Source organism: Psychrobacter sp. UBA6739 (assembly GCF_002453835.1).
Classification (GTDB): domain Bacteria; phylum Pseudomonadota; class Gammaproteobacteria; order Pseudomonadales; family Moraxellaceae; genus Psychrobacter; species Psychrobacter immobilis_A.
On record NZ_DKHR01000009.1, the window covers coordinates 45,600 to 69,146 of the forward strand.

The window sequence follows — 23,547 nt, forward strand, 5'->3', positions numbered from 1 at the left end:
AATCACTAAGTTGCCACAGTGTAGCAAAAAAGCACTCTCAACAAAATACAAATCGTTAACGTGTCGGTAGCTCTGTTACTTCAAAGAGATAGTGCAAGCTATATCATAGAAACAGGTGATCTGAGGTGTGTCATCATGCAGATTGAAAAATCTTAAAATGTATAAATACGCTCATTCATGACACACTCATAGTAAAAGATTGTTATTAAACATTTGTTTTAAGCACAATAAATAATACGCAAAACTTAAGGATGTTATATGGCAGGCCATTCAAAATGGGCAAATATTAAACACCGTAAAGCCCGTCAGGATGCGGTAAAAGGTAAAGTATTCACTAAAATTATTCGTGAAATTGTCTCTGCTGCCAAGCAAGGTGATCCTGACCCTAACAAGAATCCGCGCCTACGTGCTGTCATTGAAAAAGCCCTATCTGTCAATATGACGCGAGACACCATCAACCGTGCAGTAGCTCGTGGTACAGGCGGTGATGACAATGACAATATGGACGAAGTAAGCTATGAAGGCTATGGCATCGGCGGCGTTGCAGTACTTGTCGAAACCTTGACTGACAATCTTAACCGAACAGTCAGTGAAGTACGCCACGCCTTTACCAAAAATGAAGGCAATCTAGGTACTACTGGCTCGGTCGCTTATCTATTTAATAAGCGCGGTGAAATCATCTTTAATGATACAAGCCTAGAAGATGAAGTCATGCTAGTGGCATTAGATGCAGGCGCGCTTGATATCGAGAATGATGGTGAAAGCTTGCTCGTCATCACTGAATGGGAAAATTTCGGTCACGTCAAAGATGCGCTTAATGCTGCAGGTTTGGTCTCTGACAATGCTGAAGTGACCATGGCACCGTCTACCAGTGCTGAAATAGACAATGTCGATGATGCGCTAAAAGTCATGAAGATGATTGATATGTTAGAAGATATCGATGATGTGCAAGAAGTTTATAGCAATGTAAACTTCTCAGATGCGGTAATGACCCAACTTGAGCAATAGTTTTATCCCGCAACCCTTTATGTCTCACACATCAAAAAGCCAAACGTTTAAAACGTTTGGCCTTTTTTTGTTTAGCAATATGTGACGAATGCTTCGCTCCTACTAGGTTTTGCAAGTGACACCTTCAAGCGCTAGCAAGTATGTTTTCTTATCTAGTCCGCCTGTATAACCACCAAGCTTGCCATCGCTAGCAATGACACGATGACACGGAACGATAATGCTAAAAGGGTTTTTACTATTAGCATTAGCAACCGCGCGAAACCCCTTGGGACTAGCGACATTTTGTGCTAGTGTCGCATAGCTTATTGTTTCGCCATAGCCAATATCTTGTAACGCTTGCCAAACTCGTTGCTGAAACTTGGTTCCTAAGCTTATATCTAATGGCAAATCGAATGCCTGACGATCACCTTTAAAATACGATTTTAATTGCGCTATAGTCTCTATGAGTAGCGCTTGGACAGGCTTATTTTCGCTTAGGCTGTCCTCATTGATAAACGTAAAGCTCTGATCGTCAATACCATAATGCTTTTTAAGTTTAGGAATAGATTTTGAGCTGTGCCAAGAGTCACCCGCTTGCAGCCAGTTGACTTCAACCAGCTGAGGACGACTATGCTCATTGACACTCGCAATTAACGTTAGCTGGTGTGCTCCAAAAGCGGCTGTGGTGACTATCATGATGCTTCCTTTCAAATGATGATATTTTCAAAAATCGTTCATCGACTAAGACAACCTATCGAGCGCTACTCTTTATCATCGGTCTCAAATAAGGCGGCGACAAATTGTTTTGGACTAAAGGCACGCAAATCATCAATCGACTCACCAACACCAATATAGCGAATCGGCACATCCGTCGTTTCGGCAATATTGAACACCACACCACCTTTTGCAGTGCCATCTAGTTTGGTAATGGTAATACCGGTTAATGGTACAACTTTGTTAAAGAGTTCTACTTGATTAATCGCATTTTGACCAGTACCTGCATCGAGTACAATCATGCCTTCGTGCGGTGCACTTGGATCCGCTTTACGCATGACGCGTACCACTTTTTCAAGCTCAGCCATCAGATGGGTTTTATTCTGCAAGCGTCCAGCAGTATCAGCGATTAATACATCGATATTTTTTGCTTTGGCAGACTGCATGGCATCAAAGATAACAGAGGCGCTGTCAGAGCCATGACCTTGAGCGACGACTGGAATGTTATTACGCTCACCCCAAATTTGCAGCTGTTCAGTGGCAGCAGCGCGGAAGGTATCGCCAGCCGCCAACATGACGGATTTGCCTTCGCTTTGTAAGCGCTTGGCAAGTTTACCAATTGTCGTGGTTTTACCGACACCGTTGACACCCACAACTAAAATCACAAAAGGTTGTTTACTCGTATCAATAATGAGTGGTGCAACTTTTGGCGTTAAAATATCAACCAGTTCAGTTTGCAACGCTTTATATAATGAATGCGCATAAATCAAATCGCCACGGTCTGTCTGCTCGGTCAGACTTTTGATAATACGATTGGTCGCATTGACACCGATATCGGCAACCAATAACTGATCTTCAACTTCTTCTAATAGCTCATCATCAATCTCTTTGCCACCGATCAAAATACTGACCATACCTTCGGCAAGATTTTTACGCGACTTACTTAGCCCCGTTTTCATGCGGTTAAACCAGCTGCCTTTTTTCTTGTTTTCTTGCAGCTCTGTAGATTCGATTTCTGGTTGAGTGGTCGCTTTTACCGCACTACTCGCAGGACTGACATTTGGGCTATCCCCAAGCTGCTCTTGTAATGGCATGGTTGGGGCAGTAGAAATAGTGCTAAGCTTAGTATCAATATTTTTATTATTATCGTTATCAGCTGAAGAAGCGCTTATAAAGCTTTCAGAGGCGTTTTTAGACGTGCTTTGCTCTTCTGTCCTCACAATTGGCGCACCCAAAGCAATGTTTTGTGCCGCATCAGCACTTGAGACATCTTTGTTTATTGTGCTGTCTTTTTGCTGATCTTCGATGCTTTTATCGTTGGGCGCTTGGATAGAGCCTGCATCTTCTTTCTCATCGATAATGGGCACAGATTGCGAAGGCAGACTGGGTAAGGTAATATCATCGTCATCTAGGTCATCAAGATTGCCATCGAGATTAATGATTACACGACTGCTATTATTGGAGTTATTCATAAGCTTGCCCTAAAAGTTATCACGGTCAGTTATTTGATTATTTTAAATGGGTCGGTATATCGTCATGTTTTTGCCATGGGTCATGACCCACGACAGTCAATTTTTAGCCTAGTTTATCATAATTCGAGTTGTGCTCAGACCTTACCATCATAGCCTATCGTCAATTTTTGCAAATCTGGCAAGTCACACCATCCCTTTAGAAAGTTTCGCTTAAGATTTGGCAACAAAAATCTGACCTTGCACATGCTAAACTTCGCCTACTCTACCAGAGTTTATTGTAGAGCAAGCCTTATTCCAAAGCTTACCAATTACTTCACTATCGATTACTCAACCCTCATTTTTGGGAATTATCTATGCCATTACTATCTAATACTGACAAAACGTACGGTAAAAAAGCAATCAGCATCAGCGCAGCTTTATTAGTAGCGACACTGGTGCTATCTGCGACAGGATGCAATACCACCCAAGAATTTAAGCCAACAGCCAGTGTGATGGTTGGGGCACATAAATCTTTATAAAACCTGCTATCTATCGCTAGTATTGAGAGTGATCTAACCACTGATCAATTTACAAGTTGCCATTTTATATAAGTAGAATATACCATGCCACTGCCTTTATCACCGTTGCCCTTACCTACCGCCTCTCTACGTCTTGCCTGTGCCTTAGCAATAGCAACGACTCTTGCTGCTTGCCAAACCAGTACTATCAGCGCCAACACCTTGTCGGCTGCTCAGAAGCCCGTCATTCAAAATACCTTGGGTAAAGATGGGCTAAATACCGCGAAATCAGGTCAAGACTTTCAGCCCTCATCAGCATTGACCATGGACATGTCAGGTCGACACGAATATCAATTAGAAAACGGTCTAAAGGTAGTGGTAAAAGAAGACCATCGCGCACCTGTGGTAATGACTCAAATCTGGTATCGAGTTGGGTCAGCAGATGAGCCACTGGATAAAGGAGGCATCTCGCATTTGCTTGAGCATATGATGTTTAAAGGCACTACTAACGTTTCGAGCGACGACTATGAGCGCTTGATTGCTAAATTTGGCGGCGTCAATAATGCGTTTACCAGCTACGACTATACGGGCTATTACGAGCTATTCCCTGCCAACCGTTTTCCTTTGGCATTAGAGCTAGAAGCGGATCGTATGAAAAACCTACTGTTCAATGAGCAGGAATTTACCAAAGAGCACCAAGTGGTCATGGAAGAGCGCCGCCAACGCACTGATGATAATCCACTTGCCAAGGCTTATGAGTCATTTCGCTTATTGGCGCTCCCGAATAGTCCAAAAGGCGAATCCGTCATTGGTCCGATGGATGAGCTTGAATCCATTACCCTTACAGATTTAAAAGACTGGTATAAAACATGGTACGCACCAAACAATGCAACGTTAGTCGTCGTTGGCGACGTTAAACCGCAAGAAGTGTTGGCTCAAGTCAAACGTTACTTTGGTGAGCTAACACCAAGCGATCTACCTAAACGTCCTGCCGTCAGTCAAAAAGGCTTCCGTGGCTATCAGAAAGTCGACTCCGAGCAAGCCGTACAAGTACCAGTATTATTAATGGGTTATAACGTACCCAGTCTCGTCACCGCCGGCGCAGCTAATGAAAAACAAGCTTATGCGCTCTCACTTGCTCAAGATGTATTAGACGGTGGTCTCTCTGCCCGCCTTGAAAGTCGATTGATACGCGAGCAAGGTCTACTGACCACGGTGGGCACTTCATATGACTTGCTAGATCGTGGCGATGGACTGTTTTTAATACAAGCGACTCCACGTGAAGGTGTCAGCTTAGAGCAAGCACAACAAGCCATTATGGCTGAAATAGAAAAGCTCAAAACCGATCCCATCGCCGCCGATGAAATCGAGCGTGCCAAAACCAATACGGTCACAGGGCTCGTCTATGCGCAAGACAGTATGGAAGGTCAGGCGCAGATGATTGGCTCATTACAGTCTATCGGTCTTGACGATACGCTGCTTGCTGAATTGCCCACCAAACTCGATAGCGTGACGATTACTGACATACAAGCTGCTAGCAAAAAGTATTTGGTAAAGGATAATTTAACAGTGATGCATGTCATCCCACCTAAAAGCCAAGCAGCGACAGAGAAATAATCGTGTCGTGTTAGCTCTTTATTCGATACAAGTGCCAATCATAAAGACCTTATTTATAAGAAGAAAACCATGACTCAAAATAGTGATTTGTTGCAAAATAGAAAAAAATCTTACAGCTCAATACCATCAGCAACCGCCACCATGCAAAAACTGTCGCATCTTAGTGTTGGCATCTTGCTAGGTCTAACAACGTTGACGATGACAGCACAAGCAAACACAACAGGTGCTGAAGAATATCGTGGCTCTGCGACAGTGGATACCAGCGCACCGATTGCCGCATTATCAAAGCTAACCAGCCTTGACGATGATAAACCGTTAACCGTTACCATCCCAACGATTCAGCAGTTCAAAACCAAGGTAGGCGTTCCCGTACGTTTTGTACAAACAACAGCCTTACCGATTGTCGATATCGACTTGCGTTTTAACGCTGGTAGCGCCCGTGATGGCAGTATTAGTAATACAGGCTTTGGTATTGCTAATATGACTGCCACTATGTTGACACAAGGCTCTAAACGCTTAGACGAAAATGAATTTACTCGCGCTGTTGAAACCTTGGGCATCAATCTAAATAGTAGTGCTTATAAAGACATGTTTATTGTGTCGCTACGTAGCTTATCTGATGATAAGCATCTACTTCCAGCCGTTGATTTAATGACTCAGATGCTCAGCGAACCCGCTTTTGACGACAGCATCCTAGCACGTAATAAAGCACGATTATTGGTTGGCTTGCAGCAGCAAAAACAAGATCCCAACAGCCTTGCTAGCATCGCATTTAGCGAAGCATTGTATGGCGAGCATCCTTACGCCCATCCATCAGCGGGTACGCTTGAAAGCGTTCCTACTATCGAAAAGCAACAGCTGATAGATTTCAAAAACCGCTACTTAGTCGCAGCTAATGCCTCTGTTGCCATCACTGGTAATCTAACCTTAGGACAGGCAAAAAAACTTGCGGAAGATATCACTAGCAAATTACCGAAGGGTCAGCCTGCAACTGAGCTGCCTGAACCAAAACCACTGAGCCAAGCCAAGCACATTCATATCCCCTTTCCAAGTACTCAAACCACCGTACTCATGGGACAATTGGGAGATAAGCGCGCCACCGATCCCCAGTCTCAGCAGAAGCAAACCAACTTTGCGGTTGGTAATGAGGTACTTGCAGGCGGTGATTTTAATGCGCGACTCATGACTGAGATTAGACAAAACTTGGGCTACACTTATGGCATATCAGGCTCTATGAATCCCATGCTGGCACGAGGACCGTACCAAATCGGTTTTTCAACGCGTAATGACAAGGCGCGCGCGGCCATTGATGCCAGCTTAGCCGTTATCAATGACACTTTAGAAAAAGGTATTACCAGCACTGAGATGCGCTTAACGACGGACAATCTTAAAAATAGCTTTCCGATGGGTTTTGCGAGCAATGCGGGAATTAATGGCTTACTTGGGATGATGAATTTTTATCAATTACCAAACAGCTATCTGACTGATTATGTCAAACGTGTTGATCAAGTAAAGCTATCAGAAGTCAATCAAACCATGCAAGATACCCTTAAGCCTGATGATTTCCTGATTGTCACCGTTGGACAAGAGGATCCTTGGAAAGATAAAAAGACCAATAAATAGCCGCACAAAGAAATGCTTGGCAACACTATTTAGTATTGCCAAGCATTTCTTTATGAGTGGTAATAAATTATGAGTAGCACTGTTTATGAGTGGTACTAAAAGTCGATAATGGGTTATCCATACAAAAAATAATGCTCTTAACCAGAAATAGTCACTGCCACGTCATACATGAAATTTTCAGGCTTATAAGTTGCACCATTATAGGTCAATCGAATCACGTGCTTGTCATAAGAGTCTACTTTATAATCACCATTGGCGAAATCATGCAGGGCTGGCACTATCAGTAGCGCTTCAATTTGACTGTCGTTAATGCTAACCGAGATCTGCTGACCACTCCGTGGGTATAAGAAATAATCACAATGATTATTCACCATCACTTCTGCAGTACGCTCAACGACCTGACTACCTACTTCTTCTTGTATGAGTTTTGGACAGATATCTGAGCGCTTTGAAGCCAGACGAGCATAAGAGTTCTTAATATTATCTTCAATATCTTCAACGTCCTGTAAGTTTCTGTCAGGATCAGTAGCAGAATCTTCGGCTGTTAGAGAGCCTTGTTCAGAAAACGTTTCTGGGCTACAAGCACTGACCAATAAAAGAGATAGCAAGACTGAACCAAACAAAGCCATATATGTGTTATTTGATTGCAAAAACGCTTTTTTTGGCTTATCAGACTTATGTGTTTTCACCATCGTTGAATACCGCTTCTTCATAAATCCTACTTACAATAGACGCTATGTGATTTCATAAACTAAATGATCATTAGCCATAGTTTTTTAATGCTAAACTATTTATCATTTAGCGCTGCCTTTCATCAGTATTATTATAGCGCTTTTACTCTAACTTAATTACCTCTGGCTCATATTTATTTGATTTTTTAATAGATCATAAATGACTTAATAACGGCACGAAGATGAGCTACTGGCATGATTAAAGCCCCATTTACGATAACCATCCGTGTCTAGATGTATCGCACCCGTAGCATATAGCCCTAAACCGAAATTATGAGATTGACCCTGATATTGCCAGAACTGGCATAGGCCATCTTGCATCGTACTGAGCCGCCATAAGTTATCTTCATACTCTGGTACCCAGATGTCGATAGCACTGGCATTCATATGCTTGCTACTATCGGCGCCACCTGCACAGCCATTAAGACCAGGACTACGATATACCGAGCGTATCTCACTACTGATAGGTAGAATTCCTTGATGCTTCAATTCGCCGTACAAGCGTAATGTTGGGACGATATTTGCCCATAACTCTTGCGGTGGTAACTGATAAGGCTCATAACCACATTTGCTCCAGCTTCGCGCTGTTGTGAGCAACTGCGACATAGGCGGTACATTTTGTGCGCCTACCCGCGAATTTAGGTAGCGTTGAAAATCTGCTACTTGCCTAGCACGGTAGCTATTGCTATTCAACCACGCGTTAAAATCCATACTAATAGAATCAGTATAAGTACTATTGTAAGTATTATTCGCAGTGCTGTAGCTGTTATTACTGTAAGTTGTATTATAAGCAGGCGCGCGCCGATTGACATTCATGCGCTTATTTTCTTCAATAGACAGACTGTCATCGAAATCAAAATCACGCTGCTTTTGAGCAATCAATCCTTGCATGCTATCGCCACTCAGCATGGTAACGCCAGAATTATAGCTTGTAGTATTCGTTGAAGGTCTGATGTGAGCGTTACTGCTACTACCCTGACGTACTTGGATACGGCGTTCACTATTGTCGCTGATAATAGCGGCATGAATAGAGATGCTACTGGCACACATGAGTAGTGCAAGCATAGGCTTGTGAATCTGCCTATAAGGATATTTTTTTGTATTGGTCATTGCAACAAGCTACCGCTAAAAACGTTTTATCGATACTATCAAATTTTCAGCAAGCAAGCTAAACTATCGCCTCTAATCAGAGGCGTGTTATTGGTAATTAACACTTATCCTTATAATTTTTATAATTATGTGACTTTATTTCTTATGTGTTACTTTATCTACGATATTTTACTTGCATAGATATAGATATGGTGCGATTACCTTTAAATGTTGATTTGATTTGAAACTTCCCTCTTACCTCAATTGCCAGACACACTTTGCCTATGTCTTCTAATCCGCAATACCGTTTTTCACGTCAGAGCCATCATTTAGGCCAAGGCCATGCACCATCGTTATGGCAGCGTATACATATCGATCCATGGTTGACCCTTCTCTTATTGACGGTTTGCTGCATTGGTTTGACAATTTTATATAGTGCTGCCGGTCAAGATGTCGGTATGGTATTACGTCAAATGGTCAGCTATGGTGTGGCCTTTACGGTTATGTTTATCATGGCACAGATACCGCCTAGCCTTTATCGCACTTTTACACCTATCTTTTATGTAATGGGATTAATTTTATTGGTATTGGTCGATATCATCGGTGAAGTACGTATGGGTGCTCAGCGCTGGATTAATTTACCAGGGTTTGGCAGCGTGCAACCCTCAGAATTTATGAAACTTGGGATGCCAATGATGTGTGCTTGGTTTTTATCCAAGCGTGATCTACCGCCCTCTCTATCTAGCATTGTCATTACCTTAGCCTTAATCATCGTCCCTGTATTATTAATTGCAAAAGAACCTGATCTTGGGACGTCGCTATTGGTGGCAGCCAGTGGTATTTTTGTGCTTTTTTTGGCAGGGTTGTCTTGGCGATTGATTTCAGCTGCCGCCATATTAGCGATACCGCTTATTGCGATTGCTTGGAATTTTCTATTACATGATTATCAGCGTACACGTGTCTTAACACTGCTCAATCCTGAAGCCGATGTACAAGGGGCTGGGTGGAATATCATTCAGTCAAAAACCGCCATCGGTGCGGGTGGACTCACTGGTAAGGGCTATTTAGAAGGCACGCAGTCGCATTTGCATTTTTTACCAGAAGGTCATACTGATTTTATTATCGCGGCTTTTTCAGAAGAGTTTGGCTTGTTGGGCGTGATTTTATTAATGTTCATTTATTCCTGTTTGCTCCTGCGCGCCTTATACATCGCTTTCACCCACCCTGATGTATACAGTAGATTACTAGCGGGTGCAATTGCCATGTCTTTCTTTGTTTATGTGTTCGTTAATGTGGGTATGGTTGGTGGTATTTTACCCGTCGTCGGCGTTCCTCTGCCCTTCATTAGCTATGGCGGTACTGCGATCGTTACTTTGATGGCAGGATTTGGACTACTTATGTCGATTCACACTCACAAGCCCAATTGATGCAAAGTTACTAGTGATTCTCTAATGAACACTCAAACTTTACTTAATGCTATTCATATTAAAAATCAAAAAAACATACGCTATATAAAAGTCATAAGGCGGATAAATCAGCCAATTAAAGCCTTCATTTAGAATGTTGTTACATGCAAAATGGTTGAAAATAAATGTAAATCAACAACAAATTAAGGGTTTCTAACAAATTTTATTGTTTCATCATTTTATGGCAAGTCCTATAACTTGCCATAAAAACCCTCCTATCTACTTTTGATAATAAATACAAGCCATTGATTTAATTGAAATAATTAAAAACACCCTTATATTTCCTCTCATTAAAACACTTCGTTGCCAATTGGTACTGATAGATTTTAATCCTTGTTTTTTACAAATAATTGCGTTAACCTCGTTTAACTGTACTTTGATACATAACCCGTACATAGCTACTAATAAACTTTGCATTTAATTATATTTTGGTTGTAGCTCGTACGTATAGTTAGCGAATTGTAGATTCCAAGCTTTCAAATACACTACTTAATTAACGGTTTAATAACAAAGACACACGCAATGCCTTCTAAAACCTTTATTAATTTAGCAATGTTAGAAAGTTTGTAAATAGCACATATAGCGGACTCTATACTCAACCTTTGTATTCGGATTGGGTATTCTACTAATATCGTTAGCTGTCATTTGAGCGTTTCATAAGTATCTTTGGTCGTATTATCCTGACCCGCTTATGATAATAAAATGAAAAATTACCATACCTTAAAATCTATAAAAGCCCCGTTTAGTATCAATAATTATATGAAAAAAATATTGATGATGCGGCTTTAGAGTTTGTGACGCTGTTAGATTGGTCTAACATTGCCACGCTCAGTCTAGAACTATTAGAGTTAGATTTTAAAGTATAAGTTATAGAGGTATCTATGAATAAGCGTTTATCTGGTTTACTTACCATGTCAGCAGTATTGTTTGCGGGCTCCGCAGTTGCTACTAATGCAAATGCTGTAGAAGCCAAAACCTCTCTTGCGATGATTTCACAAGATAACGCCTCCCATATCGATCGTGTACTTGGTGAGCTTAGCCGTCAGCATGATGGCGCATCAAGTTTGGTGAAGTCAGCACGCCAACCAACCTCGTTGGCACTTAGCAGCTCGCTGTTAGCCAGTGACACCTCTCAACTGACCAATGATGAAGATGTATTAGAGCGTCTGACAGCTGTAGCGTCTAATTCGGTCAGTAAATTTAAGCAAACAGGCCTAGCCTCTTGGTATGGTCGTAAATTCCATGGTCGTAAAACAGCCAGTGGTGAAACATTCGATATGAATGGTTTGACAGCGGCGCATCGTTCACTGCCATTGAATTGCTATGTTAAAGTCACGAATAAGACCAATGGTAAAAGCGTCGTGGTAAAAGTGAATGATCGTGGTCCATTCCATGGTAACCGTGTGTTAGATTTGTCTTATGGTGCTGCCAAAAAACTCGGTATTACGGGTAAAGGTGTGGGTAATGTTGCTATTGAGCGCGTTTCAGGACCATAATTCTAAAAAAACAGTCTATTTGTATTAGAGCATAAAAAGCGCCTAACACATCAGTGTTAGGCGCTTTTTTATAGTTTCAGTTTATTGTATCCATTAGGCTACAAATAAAGCTGTAGCGCTTAGCAATAACTTATAAAACAAGGTGTAATCAAAATGATTAACCCTTACACCTTACAGTTCAAATGCACTTTCAATAGCATCATCGAGACGTTCAACGGCAATCACATTGATGCCTTTAAATTGAGGAGCATCCTTAGCAGGCGCATTGGCTTTTGGAATAATGGCGTGCTTAAATCCATGTTTCATCGCTTCCTTTAAACGTTCTTGACCGTTCGGTACAGGACGGATTTCACCCGACAATCCCACTTCACCAAATACAGCCAATGACGATGGCAACGCTTTTTCTTTAATGCTTGAAGCACAAGCCAACAATACTGCTAAGTCAGATCCCGTCTCTATAACCTTGACACCACCGACGACGTTGACATACACATCTTGTCCGCTGGTATGAATGCCGCCATGACGATGCATGACGGCCAGCAGCATGGACAGACGCTGAAAATCCAATCCTAATGCCATTCGTCTAGGTGAGCCTTGCGAATCATCGACTAACGCTTGTACCTCCACCAACAAGGGTCGTGTGCCTTCGCGGCTGACCATGACGACAGATCCAGCAACGGGTTTGTCATAGCGGCTCAAAAATATCGCTGACGGATTGGCGACCTCTTTCAGCCCCATATCTGTCATACCGAAAATACCTAATTCATTGACGGCACCAAAGCGGTTTTTAACGGCACGAATCATCCGAAAACGTGAGTCTGATTGACCTTCAAAATATAAGACCGTATCAACCATGTGTTCAAGAACGCGCGGCCCTGCGAGCGTGCCTTCCTTGGTCACGTGACCCACTAAGAATAGCGCGGTGCCAGTCTGTTTGGCGTAGCGAGTCAAGATGGCCGCAGACTCTCGAATTTGACTGACGCCGCCAGGTGCAGAATTGATTGCATCCGTATAAATGGTTTGAATAGAGTCAATAATAGCGATGGCGGGCTGCTCTTGAGTCAAGGCGGCACAAATAGTTTCTACATTGGTTTCGGCCAGTACGCGTAATCTATCAGCCGGTAAATCTAAGCGCCTAGCGCGCATAGCAACCTGTGCCAATGATTCTTCACCAGTCACATACAAGGCGCTACCTGCCAACGAGTCGGCACGTGCCATATTAGTCGCAGTTTGCAGCAAAATCGTCGATTTACCGATACCAGGATCACCGCCGATTAAAACGACTGAACCAGCAACCAATCCTCCACCAAGTACACGATCAAACTCACTAATACCAGTTGGTAAGCGTGTGTCTAGCGTTACGCTCACAGCATTAAGCGGCATGACCGCACTATGCGTACCCGAATAATTTCCTGATGGTGCACCACCTAATTCACGAGAGGCTGATCGATTTGCTGCTGGTTTAGAAACGTTTTTATTGTGATGCGGCATGCTCACATTTGGTGCTTCGACCAAGCTATTCCATTCACCGCAATCGGTACATTGCCCTGCCCACTTGCCAAAATGCGCGCCGCAATGCTGACAGACATAACTGCTCTTATTTTTTGCCATAACGTATGAACCTTATTCAAGTGTCCAATCAAGATTAATTGATAAAATATCGTGACGCTCTGATAAGCGTTAATTTGAGAATAATTTTTGAGATAAATTAGCCATCAGTATGATGGACTAGATCTTATAGAAGAGGTGATGCTAAATGTGATGAATAGCTAGATATAGGAAAATTAGCAAGCGCTGTCTTGAGCACTTAATGGAAATTATAAATCTAACAGACAGCGTAAATAGTAGCGCAAAAAACACGTTGAGATATTAAGTGTGTATTGAACATTTAAAAATACGCAGAGCTAATCGATGCGCATTTAGCAAAAATGTATTCGAGACAAGTCCAATGTTCAACACATCCTCATTTATACGTGAAAGTCTTTACCCAGATAAACGGCTTTCACCAATTCATTTTCTAACACTTCACTAGAAGTACCCTCAGCGATAATAGCACCTTCTGAAACGATATAAGCTTTCTCACAAATAGCCAAGGTATCGCGAACATTATGATCGGTAATCAAAACACCAATACCACGATTTTTGAGGGTCAAAATAACGTCTTTGATATCACCAACAGAGATAGGATCCACGCCTGCAAATGGCTCATCTAATAAAATGAACTTTGGGTCAGCCGCCAATGCACGGGCAATTTCACAGCGACGACGCTCACCACCTGATACGCTCATGCCTAATGATTTTCGTACATGCTCTAGATGGAATTCACCGATTAGTTTTTCCAGCTCTTGCTTTTGCTCGCTTTTATTTAATTCTTTACGAGTTTCTAAAATAGCTAAGATGTTGTCTTCGATAGACAATTTTCGAAAAATAGACGCCTCTTGTGGTAAGTAACCAATACCCGCACGCGCACGCTCATGCATGGCATATTTAGACAGATCCATTTTTCCTAAAGTGACACGGCCTTTATCCATATTGACCAACCCAACTACCATATAAAAGCTGGTTGTCTTCCCTGCACCATTTGGACCTAATAAACCAACGACTTGCCCTTGTTCTACGGAGAAAGAGACATCTTTCACAACCCAGCGCTTACCATAGCGTTTGCCTAAATTCTGCATTGATAGTCGCGTCGCAGGTGCTGCGTTATTGTTGGTTGCCAAAGGGTTTGTATTCTTATTATCACTCATAACTTACTCATACGGTTGCAGAATTCAAGCACTGATACACTAAGGGGTGTTGATACAGTTACATTAACCATTCAGCTTTTTAGCGGATGCTACTTTGGCTACCATTACTACTGGGAGGAAACACCAACTCTACGCGCTGATTACCGCCAGCAGTTGCTTCAACATCACCAGCTTTTAGGCTATAACGAATGACATTACCCGCAAAGCTTGCGCCATTTTGAACCAACTTGGCATTACCCGTCAAAGTAACAATACCCGTGATCGCATTATAATCAATCTTATTGGCTTGACCTTTTGCCAGCCCTTTTTCTTGTGTGACCACCTGTTGCATGGTTGCAGGGCGTCCGGTCGCTACTGCCGAGTTGATACTGCGACCCTGTGATAGATTAACCGTAATGTTATCAGCGGTCATTTTAAACGTACCTTGAGTGATAATGACACTACCCGAATAGCTGGTAACGCCTGTACGCTCACTATAGGTCGCTTTATCAGCCAATAGTTTGATTTCTTGATTAGCATCTGATGGCAGCGCATGACTGTAAAGTGGCAGTGCCAGCAGTATAACCGTTGGCAGCACATGTAATTGACGCAAGCGGCACGATGTTAGATTGAAGCGTGCTAATGATGAGCGCAAAGTAGGCAAAAATTTAGATGTCATAAAAATCACTCGTTTTATAATGGGTAGTAGGATTTGCAAACTTTATGCTAGCTGCTATTTTTATTACATAGTCAATAAGAGTTATTGCGATCAAAACAATGCTTTATCTTGGCGTTCAGCTGGAGTAAAAGCGACGGCAACTTGACCAAACTCATATTCACCGGTCTCAAGGTTGGCAGTCATGCTAGAAGCTTCAAACCGATTCATGCCTTGTTCAATCTTAACAGGCGCGTCACTATATACTTGCCCTGATTTAGTATTGCCTTTAAGGATACTACCTGTCACCTTTATCGGTTCAATATCTGGCGTGTCTTTATTGCCTTCACTGACCAGTGAAAAGCCCCCTGACAAGCTGAGTTCACCCGTCTGCTGACTGATAGCAGCACTACCCGCTTCAATACGATAACGCTGCTCTGCCGATGGCTCCCAATTCATAGTGATGCCTGACATCTCGTCTAAATTGGTCTCTGGATTGTGCGTCAATGTTTTGGCAGTCAGCTCATACTCAGTTTCGCCTTTCTCATTAGTTTGTACCGCTTTGATATCTGTTGCTTCATAATCAACATCGGTCGCTTCCATACTAACTGGCGGCGCTATCTCTCCTTGCTGTTGAAAAAACCAACCTGCAATACCAGCAATAATCAAGGCAAGAACTATTAAAACACGAGTATTCACGACAAATTATCCTGAGTTTTTGCTGCATCAAGCGTATAGTGCGCGATGAAGTCTTGATAGTGTCCATGACCTTTCAAAATGAGGTCACATACTTCACGTACAGCGCCAGTGCCACCTGCTCGGGTGGTGACCATGTCACTGCGATTGATGACTTCAGCATGCGCATTGGGTACTGTTGCAGCAAATCCAACGGTCTGCATTGCTTTAATGTCTGGTAAATCATCGCCCATATAAGCGCAATCAGCAGCCGTGATATTGAGCGCTGGATCAAGTATGGTTAGCAGCTCATTTAAAGCAACCAGCTTATCATCACGACCTTGCACCACATAATTAACGCCCATTTCCGCGGCGCGCTTATCTACCATGGCACTGCTACGACCTGTAATAATAGCCGTCAAAATGCCATAACGTGCTAACGACTTAACGCCTACGCCATCATGGACAGAAAAGGCCTTGGTCTCGATACCATTGGCATCATAGATAATTTGACCGTTTGATAAAATACCATCGACATCCATTATCAACAGCTTTACTTGTCCGGCTTTTTTGATTAAGTCTTGCATCATATCCCTCTTTCTTAAGGCTATTTTTTACATTTTATTGTTATAAATCTATACTGTACAAACCGATATCTTTATTAATGCTATTTATTTTACACCAGCTTGTAGCAAATCATGTACCGTAATAATTGCTTCTAAACGATCTTGGTCGTCAATAATTAGCAACTGGCTAATACCATTTTCATTCATCACACTGAGCGCGTCTGATGCGCGCATGGTCTTGCTAATGCGCCGTGGATTACTAACCATTACTTCACTCATCGGCGTTTGCAAATCGATGCCTTTTTCTAGACCACGGCGTAGGTCACCATCTGTGAATACCCCAACCACCTTATCATTATCATCGGTCACCACCGTCATTCCTAAGCGCCCAGCAGACATAGTAAAAAGCGCTTCTTGCAGTGGCGCTTGCTGATGAATGAGCGGCAAATCTTCTGACTTAGTATGCATTAAATCTTCAACTCGCGTTAGCAGCTGACGACCTAATGCGCCTGCTGGATGCGATAATGCGAAATCCTCTGAGGTAAAGTTGCGCGCATGGACTAAGGCAACGGCCAATGCATCGCCAAGCGCTAAGGTCGCCGTGGTACTGGAAGTAGGAGCAAGATTAAGTGGACAAGCCTCTTGCGATTTACCGAGCGTCAATACAATGTTCGCGGCACGAGGCAACATACCGCGCTTATCACGGCTAATACTAATCAGTGGAATATTTAGGTATTTGACCACTGGCAGCAGCATCTTAATCTCATCGGACTCACCAGAATTAGAGATAGCAAGCAATACATCACCTTTTACCAACATGCCTAAATCGCCATGCCCAGCTTCACCAGGATGCATAAAAAAGGCTGGCGTGCCAGTAGAGGCAAACGTCGCCGCTATTTTACGCCCAATCAATCCTGACTTACCCATACCAGTGACCACGACTCGACCCTTACAAGCCAAAATAATATCGCATGCTTGTGCAAACCTATCGTCTATCTGCTCTGTTAGTAAAGCCAATGCCGATATCTCAGTGTTAATCGCTTCGATAGCCTTACTAATAAACTGCTCATGGGTTAGATTGATTTGGGTATTACTCATGGATTCGCTCTATTTTATAATGAATCAATACTGTATTTTACTATACTATGCCCAATATTAATAATAATCTACGAAACCAATCGCTAACAATTCGGCACGTCATTTTAGACCATTATTATACGTTTATTTATACAAAAAAAACCCACTATAAAAAGCAGGTTTTGATCGGATAAATCACGTATTAGTAATGCGCCTTCGATAATGAATCTTGCTCTCTAACCATTGTTATCATTAGATCCATCATTTGGTTTTTCCTCAAAACCCGTATTTTCTGCTGGGTTTTCGAAACCACGGTCTTGACCAAAACCGCCACGCTCAAAGCCACGCTCCTGATTCTGACCAAAGCTACCACGCTCAAAACCACGATCTTGACCTTGGCTAAAGCCGCCACGATTAAAACCACTGCGATTAGACGCAAAACCGCGCTCTTCAAAGCCACCTGTGCTAGCAGGATTACTACCGCGTTCAAATCCGCCGCCTTGATAACCTGCTGGAGCAGCGCTTTGCGATTGAGTACTCGTACCTGTCGTTGTCGTACTGCTACGTGGATTACGTGCCGGCACGACGGTTGAGATAGCGTGTTTGTATACCATTTGACTGACAGTGTTTTTGAGCAATACCACGTACTGATCAAATGATTCAATCTGACCTTGCAGCTTGATACCATTGACCAAAAAAATAGAGACAGGAATGCGATCTTTGCGCAGCGAGTTCAAAAACGGATCTTGTAAAGTTTGTCCTTTTGACATGAGAGCTCTCCTAAATATTATTAATTATGTTTTAGTGCCAATTATTTTAAGTGTTAATTTAATTATAATGGCTAACGGCAGATACAATAATAAATTTTCTTTATAAAACGTATCTAAATAAACGCTACTTGTTCTTAAGTGATTCCACTTTATCGCGAATACATTATTATTGTAAATAATTAAGTAACTAGTTGTTTCATTAGTTATTTTTATCAACAAACGTCAATTAATATTGATTAAAAAAACAGTTAGGCTAATACTACACCTACTATTTTGATGAATTTAAATTATAACAGCTATCTACGATATATTTTGATACTAATTGTCATTACTTTCTAATAGTTGCATAGAGCTTTTTGCAATACTATATTTTTAGTACACCATATTGTATTTATAAGGTATTAACTCATACCATATTTTGGGGCGATAGTGGTTTTGCTATAACTGATGGCTTTAGTATCATTGATAGATTTAATATAAATAGTCTCTTGCCTGCGCCATCGTCGTGAATGCTTTTACCACCATATTGCGGTCTATAGAATAGCCTTCCTCGCTAAAGGTATCGGCTGCTATCGCCCCATTCATGGAAGTACTAGGCAATTGCATAACTTTGCGTAACCATGTGTACTGACGTTTTGCCAATTGTCTTGTCGCATATAATGCCTTATTTTGCATTTGCTGACAAGCAAGTGCCTCGGTCGCACCATCAGACAAGCTTGATTGAGCTGAAGACTGGAGCACTTCAAAAGTACTGTAAAATTGCGCTTTGTCTAGATGAGGCTGTTCAAATACTGGGTGATCGATATGTACTAGGTATTCTAGTACTTGTCGATAACCAACGCAGCGCATAGATGGTAGATTTGGTGTTAAAGGATAGCGCTCCAGCAGACCAATGACCTCAGTCACCAACCCGTCATTCCACATGATATCTAAACGTTGCTCGATACGTGTATGCAACCATGGACGATCAGGCATGACTGTCAATGCATGCCATTGCTGATTGGGATTATTTGCCAATGCCTGCTTGGGCTTTCGCTGCCATTCACTTATAGGGATATCAGTTTGCAGATAAACTTCAACTGCTCGGGTGATACGCTGAGTATCCGTCGCATTAAGACGCTCATGGCTAATCGGATCTATCTCACCCAAATAGTCATATAGTGCACTAATGCCTTCATCTTGCCGCCACTGCTCCACACGTGCGCGAACACTATCATCACTGTCAGGTACTGGAGATAGCCCGTCTAGCAGTGCCATGTAATACATCATAGTACCGCCAACCAGCAACGGTATTTTGCCATTCTCGTGACAGCTATCAATCAAACCGGCAACGTCATTCACAAATTCGGCGACGCTATAGCTCTGCATAGGATCGATAATATCAACCAAATGATGTGGATAACGCGCCAACTCAATAGCGGTTGGTTTTGCCGTACCGATATTCATATCACGATAAATCAGCGCTGAATCTACTGAAATTAGCTCATAACGCCCTGTATCATATAACTCATAAGCCAGTGCAGTCTTGCCACTTGCTGTCGGCGCCATCAAACACACCACGCTATTATCTGCTAAATTGGCGTTTAGGCGATAAGATGAGCTGTCAGATGAAAGTTGCATAGGCTTGCCTTTATTAATGATATTAGTAGCAATAAACTTGAGCGTTGTCATTGCTAAAATTTGCTTATTATATTTTTTTGTCGTTATAGCTATCTTGACTCAGGCGCAGATAATAGCATCAATGTTGCTAGTTGATTACCATCTATCGCTTTAATCGCATGCTGAGTCAGTAACGCGTCGATATCCGCCAAGAACACCATCAAATCTTGCTTTGACATCTGCATGCTCACGGTGGCAAGTTGTTGATTAATGTCATTTGCACTGTGCAACCATTGATCTTTTTTATATTCCCTATTGCTAAGTAAACTTGACTCAAATAATGAACGCATCTTTGATTGCCAATTCTCTGCACCGATCAATACACATTGGCTTTGATGATAAAACAATAGCCAAGGCAGTGCTTTATTCTCACTATATGTTGTGCCAACAGATTCGGTTAATGCTTCATTTAAATGAGTAACAACGTCTAGGCAATAAGGCAAAGATATCGAATGTATTGCGACATCGTTAGCGATACCTCTGGTGTTTTGACTTATTTTCTCAGAAACACTTGGTACGTTTAAGGTTTGAGGCGAATACCTATCTTCTGACAACTGATAGGATTGTTTGGGCGCTTTTACCTGATGGCTTTTGCTTGAATGAATGGTCGTTGATGTGTTTGGCATTATGGTCGTTGATGTGTTTGGCATTACAGTAGCGAATGCATTATCGATAGACAGATTACTATCTACTATCTGACTATTACCTAGTATTTGAATAGCATCATTAGCATTAGTAGAACTGATCGTCTCTGTAGTCACTACTGTCTTAAGTTTTGTCCGAATCGCATGGCTTACATGCGCCATAATATTATTGAGCGGACTTATTTTGATACGCTGTTTAGAGGGATGCACATTGATATTGAGCCACTGAGTGGGCAAATCAAAATAAAGCGCATAGCCAATTCCTACCAACTGAGCAGTTTGGGCAAGTTGGCGTAGCTGATTGCTTATCAATGCTTCTTTTACCAGTCTGCCATTCACATAGATTAACTTTGGTAAGGTATCCTGCGAATCAGTGATAGGCCATAACCAACCCTTAATGCTTGCTTGATCGGCAAAACCATTATTAGCATACTCTCTAGATGGCTGTATTAAACTGGTGAGGTCTATCGCTATTTCTAACGCCTTTTTGGTTAACGACAACCCAGTCGCTTGCTCAAGACGTGCCAATGGCAAAGGATTGACATTATTATTGCCATTAGCATTTGTAGAAACGGCACTTAAAGACTTTGAATTTGAAAGCCTTGTAGTTGAAGACATCGTACTTAAAGACATCGCACTTGAAGAAAGTGACAACCGTTTTTTATGGTCATGAAAGAGCGCCAATGCCACATCTGCTCGCGCCAAAGCTACTTCGCGCACAATCGTTTCGATATAACCGAACTCCGTCGCAATAGATTTCAAATTGCCACGGCGTGCTGGTACATTAAAATATAAATCCTTAACCGTAATGGTCGTACCACGATGATGCACAACTGGCATAAGCTTTGGCGCATCATCTAACACACCCGCGACTTGCAACTGGCGACCGATGCCACTGTCATCATGGCTACTGGTTAAAGTCAGCCGAGATACTGCCGCCGTCGCCGCCAACGCCTCCCCGCGAAAACCCAACGTCGTAATACCTTGTAAGTTAGCGACATCCGCGACTTTACTGGTTGCATGACGGGTAATTGCCATGACCATATCATCGGGATGAATACCCACGCCATTGTCGACCACTTCAATCATACCCATGCCGCCTTGAGTAATATGTATCTCAATATTAGTCGCACCAGCGTCAATGGCATTTTCTAGCAGCTCTTTAACTACGGCTGCTGGGCGTGTCACTACCTCACCCGCTGCCAATTGATTGATGAGCAGCGGCGATAGTTTTTTGATGCGAGTATAAGAATGATTGTCTGGCATTTGCGGCATTAAGAGGTATCGTTGTTTTACGTGATGATAAGTAGTACTGGCAGATATTGATGATTTATATTAGGGTCTATTGAACATTCAAATGTATAATTAAATCTTAATAAAGGATAAATCCAAGCCTTGCGCTTGTCCAGCCTTCGATAGCCGCAGCTCAACTTGACGAGACTCATTATCCTTATCAGTGCTAGTAGCTTGCGTCATATTAATAAACAAGGTGGGCGGCGGTAAATAGCTGTCCGCACGGCTTGCCCATTCGATGACAACCAACGCATTGGGCTCATCCAGATATTCATCAAAACCGATAAAAGACAGCTCTTCTGGGTCTTGCAGACGATACAAATCCGCGTGGTAAACTGGCTTGATCGAGCCGTCTGTTTGCTCGATGCTATAAGGCTCAACCAAGGTATAAGTCGGGCTTTTGACGGCACCTGCATGCCCGAGCGCCTGCAACCAATAGCGAGTCAGAGTCGTTTTACCTGCCCCTAAATCACCTGCCAACCAGACACTACCTGTCAAAGGTAAAGCTGCCAATTGTGCAGCCAAACGCTGAGTATCGGCTTCTGTATACAGTGTCAGCGTCTTAGCATTTTTGTCCTCTGTTGTACTATTAGGCATCGGGCTTACCTGCCTGCACTTGCGTCTGTACCTGCATAGTCACCGTTGGGTTGATAAAGCTTTCACCGCGGATCAATTTGGCATATAGCTCAGGGTCGTGCCACTCGGCACTGACTTGATCGCTAAACTCAAACGCTTCTAGATGAAGCTTACCCATTTGCTCGTTCGCCACATCATCAGCAAAGCACTGCGCGTAACCAGTAGCGGTTTCGTGTGCAATCACCGAGTAAACGCTGACATCAGATTCACCGTTTTGCATTTGGGTTTGTTTTAGAATTTCTTGCGCCCAAAAGAATATCACGCGTGAAAACTGCTCTGCCGATGGCGATACTGGCAAGCTTATCCAGCGCGCACTGAATTTTTTACAGGCAGCGACATATTCAGGGTCGTCTTTATTCCAAAAACAAATCGCGTGATCAAAGCTATCGATAATGTCCTTGATAGACGATTTTAATAAGCCAAAATCATAGACCATTTGCCCATGATCTAAGCGCTTAGCCTCAAGAATCAGCTCAATCTGATAACTATGACCATGGATAGAGTGTTTGCAGCGCTCAGAGCTACAATTACGCACAATATGTGCATTTTCAAATTTAAAAAGTTTACGGATACGCATAACAATCAACCAAAACAGTAAGCATTTTTATGCTAAATATGAATATTATAAAAGTTTGCCGCGACGACTTATCGGCTTGTGGCTTATTATAGCAAATCATGATGACTCCGTAAGTAAGCACTTATTAATAGCAGTATTGACTAAATAAATTCATGGCATCGAAAATCTACTTATAAAATTTATTTATCAGACAAATTTTTGAAAAGTAGTATTAAACAAGGGATGGATACAGGATTGACTCAAATCGTAGGTGAATTGTGCTAGCGCTATCTATTGCGACCCCTTAAGCATATACTCATTGCAGTACGCACTATTTGCGTCATCAGCGTTAATCTAACCTTTCAGCTATTTACATTGGCTTAAAAGGTATTACGGCTTATCTCAAGAGGAAAAAACCATGAGTAAAGGTCAAGACAGTAAAAAGAACGTAAAAAAGAAACCGCTATTAACGGCAAAAGAGAAAAAAGCCGCCAAACAATCTAAGAAAGACGACAACGGCAGTATCTTAGGTAAACATTAATATTTAGTGTATCATTGTGCCATTTAAAAAATGCCAATCGAACCTCACGGTTTGATT

General features: G+C 42.3%; 21 protein-coding genes and 1 pseudogene. 7 read left to right on the forward strand and 15 right to left on the reverse strand.

What is annotated here, in order from left to right; genetic code table 11:
* The first annotated feature begins 258 nt into the window (after positions 1 to 258).
* A complete protein-coding gene (locus tag B2575_RS02795; RefSeq protein WP_193008138.1) occupies positions 259 to 1,008 on the forward strand; it encodes a YebC/PmpR family DNA-binding transcriptional regulator in 750 nt (249 codons plus the stop codon).
* A 102-nt stretch (positions 1,009 to 1,110) separates the two neighbouring features.
* On the opposite strand, the gene B2575_RS02800 is transcribed toward B2575_RS02795, so the two are convergent.
* Entirely contained in the window at positions 1,111 to 1,683 is a 573-nt protein-coding gene (locus B2575_RS02800; protein ID WP_296240059.1) for a methylated-DNA--[protein]-cysteine S-methyltransferase, read from the reverse strand.
* 65 nt (positions 1,684 to 1,748) lie between these two features.
* Positions 1,749 to 2,660, reverse strand: a complete 912-nt coding sequence (gene ftsY / locus B2575_RS02805) for a signal recognition particle-docking protein FtsY (protein ID WP_227690243.1) — start codon at positions 2,658 to 2,660, stop codon at positions 1,749 to 1,751.
* A gap of 866 nt (positions 2,661 to 3,526) precedes the next feature.
* Between ftsY and B2575_RS02810 the strand changes: the two genes are divergently transcribed.
* The 3 genes from B2575_RS02810 to B2575_RS02820 all read left to right on the forward strand — a co-directional run bounded on the left by B2575_RS02810 (position 3,527) and on the right by B2575_RS02820 (position 6,910).
* Positions 3,527 to 3,691, forward strand: coding sequence for a hypothetical protein (locus tag B2575_RS02810; RefSeq protein WP_201502106.1), 165 nt, complete (start codon positions 3,527 to 3,529; stop codon positions 3,689 to 3,691).
* Positions 3,692 to 3,775: 84 nt separating this feature from the next.
* Positions 3,776 to 5,287: a M16 family metallopeptidase gene (locus B2575_RS02815; RefSeq protein WP_201502107.1), complete on the forward strand. Its 1,512-nt coding sequence runs from the start codon at positions 3,776 to 3,778 to the stop codon at positions 5,285 to 5,287.
* A gap of 69 nt (positions 5,288 to 5,356) precedes the next feature.
* The gene (locus B2575_RS02820; RefSeq protein WP_201502108.1) at positions 5,357 to 6,910 is read left to right on the forward strand and encodes a M16 family metallopeptidase; all 1,554 of its coding nucleotides are present in this window, start codon (positions 5,357 to 5,359) and stop codon (positions 6,908 to 6,910) included.
* 137 nt (positions 6,911 to 7,047) lie between these two features.
* Here B2575_RS02820 and B2575_RS02825 read toward each other — a convergent pair whose 3' ends face one another.
* Entirely contained in the window at positions 7,048 to 7,623 is a 576-nt protein-coding gene (locus B2575_RS02825; RefSeq protein ID WP_296240060.1) for a hypothetical protein, read from the reverse strand.
* A gap of 183 nt (positions 7,624 to 7,806) precedes the next feature.
* Positions 7,807 to 8,751 carry a D-Ala-D-Ala carboxypeptidase family metallohydrolase gene (locus tag B2575_RS02830; RefSeq protein ID WP_296240061.1) on the reverse strand — a complete coding sequence of 315 codons (945 nt, stop codon included), beginning with the start codon at positions 8,749 to 8,751 and terminating at the stop codon, positions 7,807 to 7,809.
* Positions 8,752 to 9,014: 263 nt separating this feature from the next.
* On the opposite strand from B2575_RS02830, the gene rodA reads away from it, so the two are divergent.
* Positions 9,015 to 10,157: a rod shape-determining protein RodA gene (rodA, locus tag B2575_RS02835; RefSeq protein ID WP_060491182.1), complete on the forward strand. Its 1,143-nt coding sequence runs from the start codon at positions 9,015 to 9,017 to the stop codon at positions 10,155 to 10,157.
* A gap of 1,193 nt (positions 10,158 to 11,350) precedes the next feature.
* Positions 11,351 to 11,692 (forward strand): annotated as a pseudogene (locus B2575_RS13575) (septal ring lytic transglycosylase RlpA family protein); the annotation flags it as partial.
* A 171-nt stretch (positions 11,693 to 11,863) separates the two neighbouring features.
* Here the strand turns inward: B2575_RS13575 and radA are convergent.
* The 11 genes from radA to B2575_RS02895 form a co-directional block, all read right to left on the reverse strand.
* The gene (gene radA, locus B2575_RS02845) at positions 11,864 to 13,303 is read right to left on the reverse strand and encodes a DNA repair protein RadA (protein ID WP_201502113.1); all 1,440 of its coding nucleotides are present in this window, start codon (positions 13,301 to 13,303) and stop codon (positions 11,864 to 11,866) included.
* 356 nt (positions 13,304 to 13,659) lie between these two features.
* Positions 13,660 to 14,439 (reverse strand): LPS export ABC transporter ATP-binding protein, encoded by a 780-nt coding sequence (lptB, locus tag B2575_RS02850; RefSeq protein ID WP_045452843.1) that lies wholly within the window; start codon positions 14,437 to 14,439, stop codon positions 13,660 to 13,662.
* A 79-nt stretch (positions 14,440 to 14,518) separates the two neighbouring features.
* Positions 14,519 to 15,097: a lipopolysaccharide transport periplasmic protein LptA gene (lptA, locus tag B2575_RS02855; protein ID WP_296240062.1), complete on the reverse strand. Its 579-nt coding sequence runs from the start codon at positions 15,095 to 15,097 to the stop codon at positions 14,519 to 14,521.
* A 90-nt stretch (positions 15,098 to 15,187) separates the two neighbouring features.
* On the reverse strand, positions 15,188 to 15,772 hold the full coding sequence (gene lptC / locus B2575_RS02860; protein WP_201502115.1) for an LPS export ABC transporter periplasmic protein LptC: 585 nt from the start codon (positions 15,770 to 15,772) through the stop codon (positions 15,188 to 15,190).
* The gene (locus B2575_RS02865) at positions 15,769 to 16,335 is read right to left on the reverse strand and encodes a KdsC family phosphatase (RefSeq protein WP_060491184.1); all 567 of its coding nucleotides are present in this window, start codon (positions 16,333 to 16,335) and stop codon (positions 15,769 to 15,771) included. Before B2575_RS02865 ends, lptC begins: the two co-directional genes overlap by 4 nt.
* Before the next feature lie 84 nt (positions 16,336 to 16,419).
* Positions 16,420 to 17,412, reverse strand: coding sequence for a KpsF/GutQ family sugar-phosphate isomerase (locus B2575_RS02870; RefSeq protein WP_201502116.1), 993 nt, complete (start codon positions 17,410 to 17,412; stop codon positions 16,420 to 16,422).
* Between the two features lie 215 nt (positions 17,413 to 17,627).
* Positions 17,628 to 18,161: an RNA chaperone Hfq gene (gene hfq, locus B2575_RS02875; protein ID WP_201502117.1), complete on the reverse strand. Its 534-nt coding sequence runs from the start codon at positions 18,159 to 18,161 to the stop codon at positions 17,628 to 17,630.
* A 471-nt stretch (positions 18,162 to 18,632) separates the two neighbouring features.
* Positions 18,633 to 19,781, reverse strand: coding sequence for a tRNA (adenosine(37)-N6)-dimethylallyltransferase MiaA (miaA, locus tag B2575_RS02880; RefSeq protein WP_045453054.1), 1,149 nt, complete (start codon positions 19,779 to 19,781; stop codon positions 18,633 to 18,635).
* Positions 19,782 to 19,870: 89 nt separating this feature from the next.
* A complete protein-coding gene (mutL, locus tag B2575_RS02885) occupies positions 19,871 to 21,739 on the reverse strand; it encodes a DNA mismatch repair endonuclease MutL (RefSeq protein ID WP_296240063.1) in 1,869 nt (622 codons plus the stop codon).
* 90 nt (positions 21,740 to 21,829) lie between these two features.
* Positions 21,830 to 22,354 (reverse strand): tRNA (adenosine(37)-N6)-threonylcarbamoyltransferase complex ATPase subunit type 1 TsaE, encoded by a 525-nt coding sequence (gene tsaE / locus B2575_RS02890; RefSeq protein ID WP_296240064.1) that lies wholly within the window; start codon positions 22,352 to 22,354, stop codon positions 21,830 to 21,832.
* The gene (locus B2575_RS02895) at positions 22,347 to 22,970 is read right to left on the reverse strand and encodes a 6-pyruvoyl trahydropterin synthase family protein (protein WP_055124932.1); all 624 of its coding nucleotides are present in this window, start codon (positions 22,968 to 22,970) and stop codon (positions 22,347 to 22,349) included. The genes tsaE and B2575_RS02895 overlap by 8 nt, the downstream gene beginning before the upstream one ends.
* Positions 22,971 to 23,367: 397 nt before the next feature.
* Between B2575_RS02895 and B2575_RS02900 the strand changes: the two genes are divergently transcribed.
* Positions 23,368 to 23,490, forward strand: coding sequence for a hypothetical protein (locus B2575_RS02900; protein ID WP_020443648.1), 123 nt, complete (start codon positions 23,368 to 23,370; stop codon positions 23,488 to 23,490).
* Positions 23,491 to 23,547: the final 57 nt, after the last annotated feature.

Excerpts from the sequence above, each read along its gene's own strand:
- B2575_RS02830 (WP_296240061.1), bottom strand. The coding sequence starts at position 8,751 with ATGACCAATACAAAAAAATATCCTTATAGGCAGATTCACAAGCCTATG.
- ftsY (WP_227690243.1), bottom strand. The coding sequence starts at position 2,660 with ATGAAAACGGGGCTAAGTAAGTCGCGTAAAAATCTTGCCGAAGGTATG.
- rodA (WP_060491182.1), top strand. The coding sequence starts at position 9,015 with ATGTCTTCTAATCCGCAATACCGTTTTTCACGTCAGAGCCATCATTTA.
- lptB (WP_045452843.1), bottom strand. The coding sequence starts at position 14,439 with ATGAGTGATAATAAGAATACAAACCCTTTGGCAACCAACAATAACGCA.
- B2575_RS02825 (WP_296240060.1), bottom strand. The coding sequence starts at position 7,623 with ATGAAGAAGCGGTATTCAACGATGGTGAAAACACATAAGTCTGATAAG.
- lptA (WP_296240062.1), bottom strand. The coding sequence starts at position 15,097 with ATGACATCTAAATTTTTGCCTACTTTGCGCTCATCATTAGCACGCTTC.
- B2575_RS02820 (WP_201502108.1), top strand. The coding sequence starts at position 5,357 with ATGACTCAAAATAGTGATTTGTTGCAAAATAGAAAAAAATCTTACAGC.
- B2575_RS02795 (WP_193008138.1), top strand. The coding sequence starts at position 259 with ATGGCAGGCCATTCAAAATGGGCAAATATTAAACACCGTAAAGCCCGT.
- mutL (WP_296240063.1), bottom strand. The coding sequence starts at position 21,739 with ATGCCGCAAATGCCAGACAATCATTCTTATACTCGCATCAAAAAACTA.
- B2575_RS02895 (WP_055124932.1), bottom strand. The coding sequence starts at position 22,970 with ATGCGTATCCGTAAACTTTTTAAATTTGAAAATGCACATATTGTGCGT.
- tsaE (WP_296240064.1), bottom strand. The coding sequence starts at position 22,354 with ATGCCTAATAGTACAACAGAGGACAAAAATGCTAAGACGCTGACACTG.
- B2575_RS02870 (WP_201502116.1), bottom strand. The coding sequence starts at position 17,412 with ATGAGTAATACCCAAATCAATCTAACCCATGAGCAGTTTATTAGTAAG.
- B2575_RS02810 (WP_201502106.1), top strand. The coding sequence starts at position 3,527 with ATGCCATTACTATCTAATACTGACAAAACGTACGGTAAAAAAGCAATC.
- B2575_RS02800 (WP_296240059.1), bottom strand. The coding sequence starts at position 1,683 with ATGATAGTCACCACAGCCGCTTTTGGAGCACACCAGCTAACGTTAATT.
- B2575_RS02865 (WP_060491184.1), bottom strand. The coding sequence starts at position 16,335 with ATGCAAGACTTAATCAAAAAAGCCGGACAAGTAAAGCTGTTGATAATG.
- B2575_RS02900 (WP_020443648.1), top strand. The coding sequence starts at position 23,368 with ATGAGTAAAGGTCAAGACAGTAAAAAGAACGTAAAAAAGAAACCGCTA.
- B2575_RS02815 (WP_201502107.1), top strand. The coding sequence starts at position 3,776 with ATGCCACTGCCTTTATCACCGTTGCCCTTACCTACCGCCTCTCTACGT.
- miaA (WP_045453054.1), bottom strand. The coding sequence starts at position 19,781 with ATGCAACTTTCATCTGACAGCTCATCTTATCGCCTAAACGCCAATTTA.
- hfq (WP_201502117.1), bottom strand. The coding sequence starts at position 18,161 with ATGTCAAAAGGACAAACTTTACAAGATCCGTTTTTGAACTCGCTGCGC.
- radA (WP_201502113.1), bottom strand. The coding sequence starts at position 13,303 with ATGGCAAAAAATAAGAGCAGTTATGTCTGTCAGCATTGCGGCGCGCAT.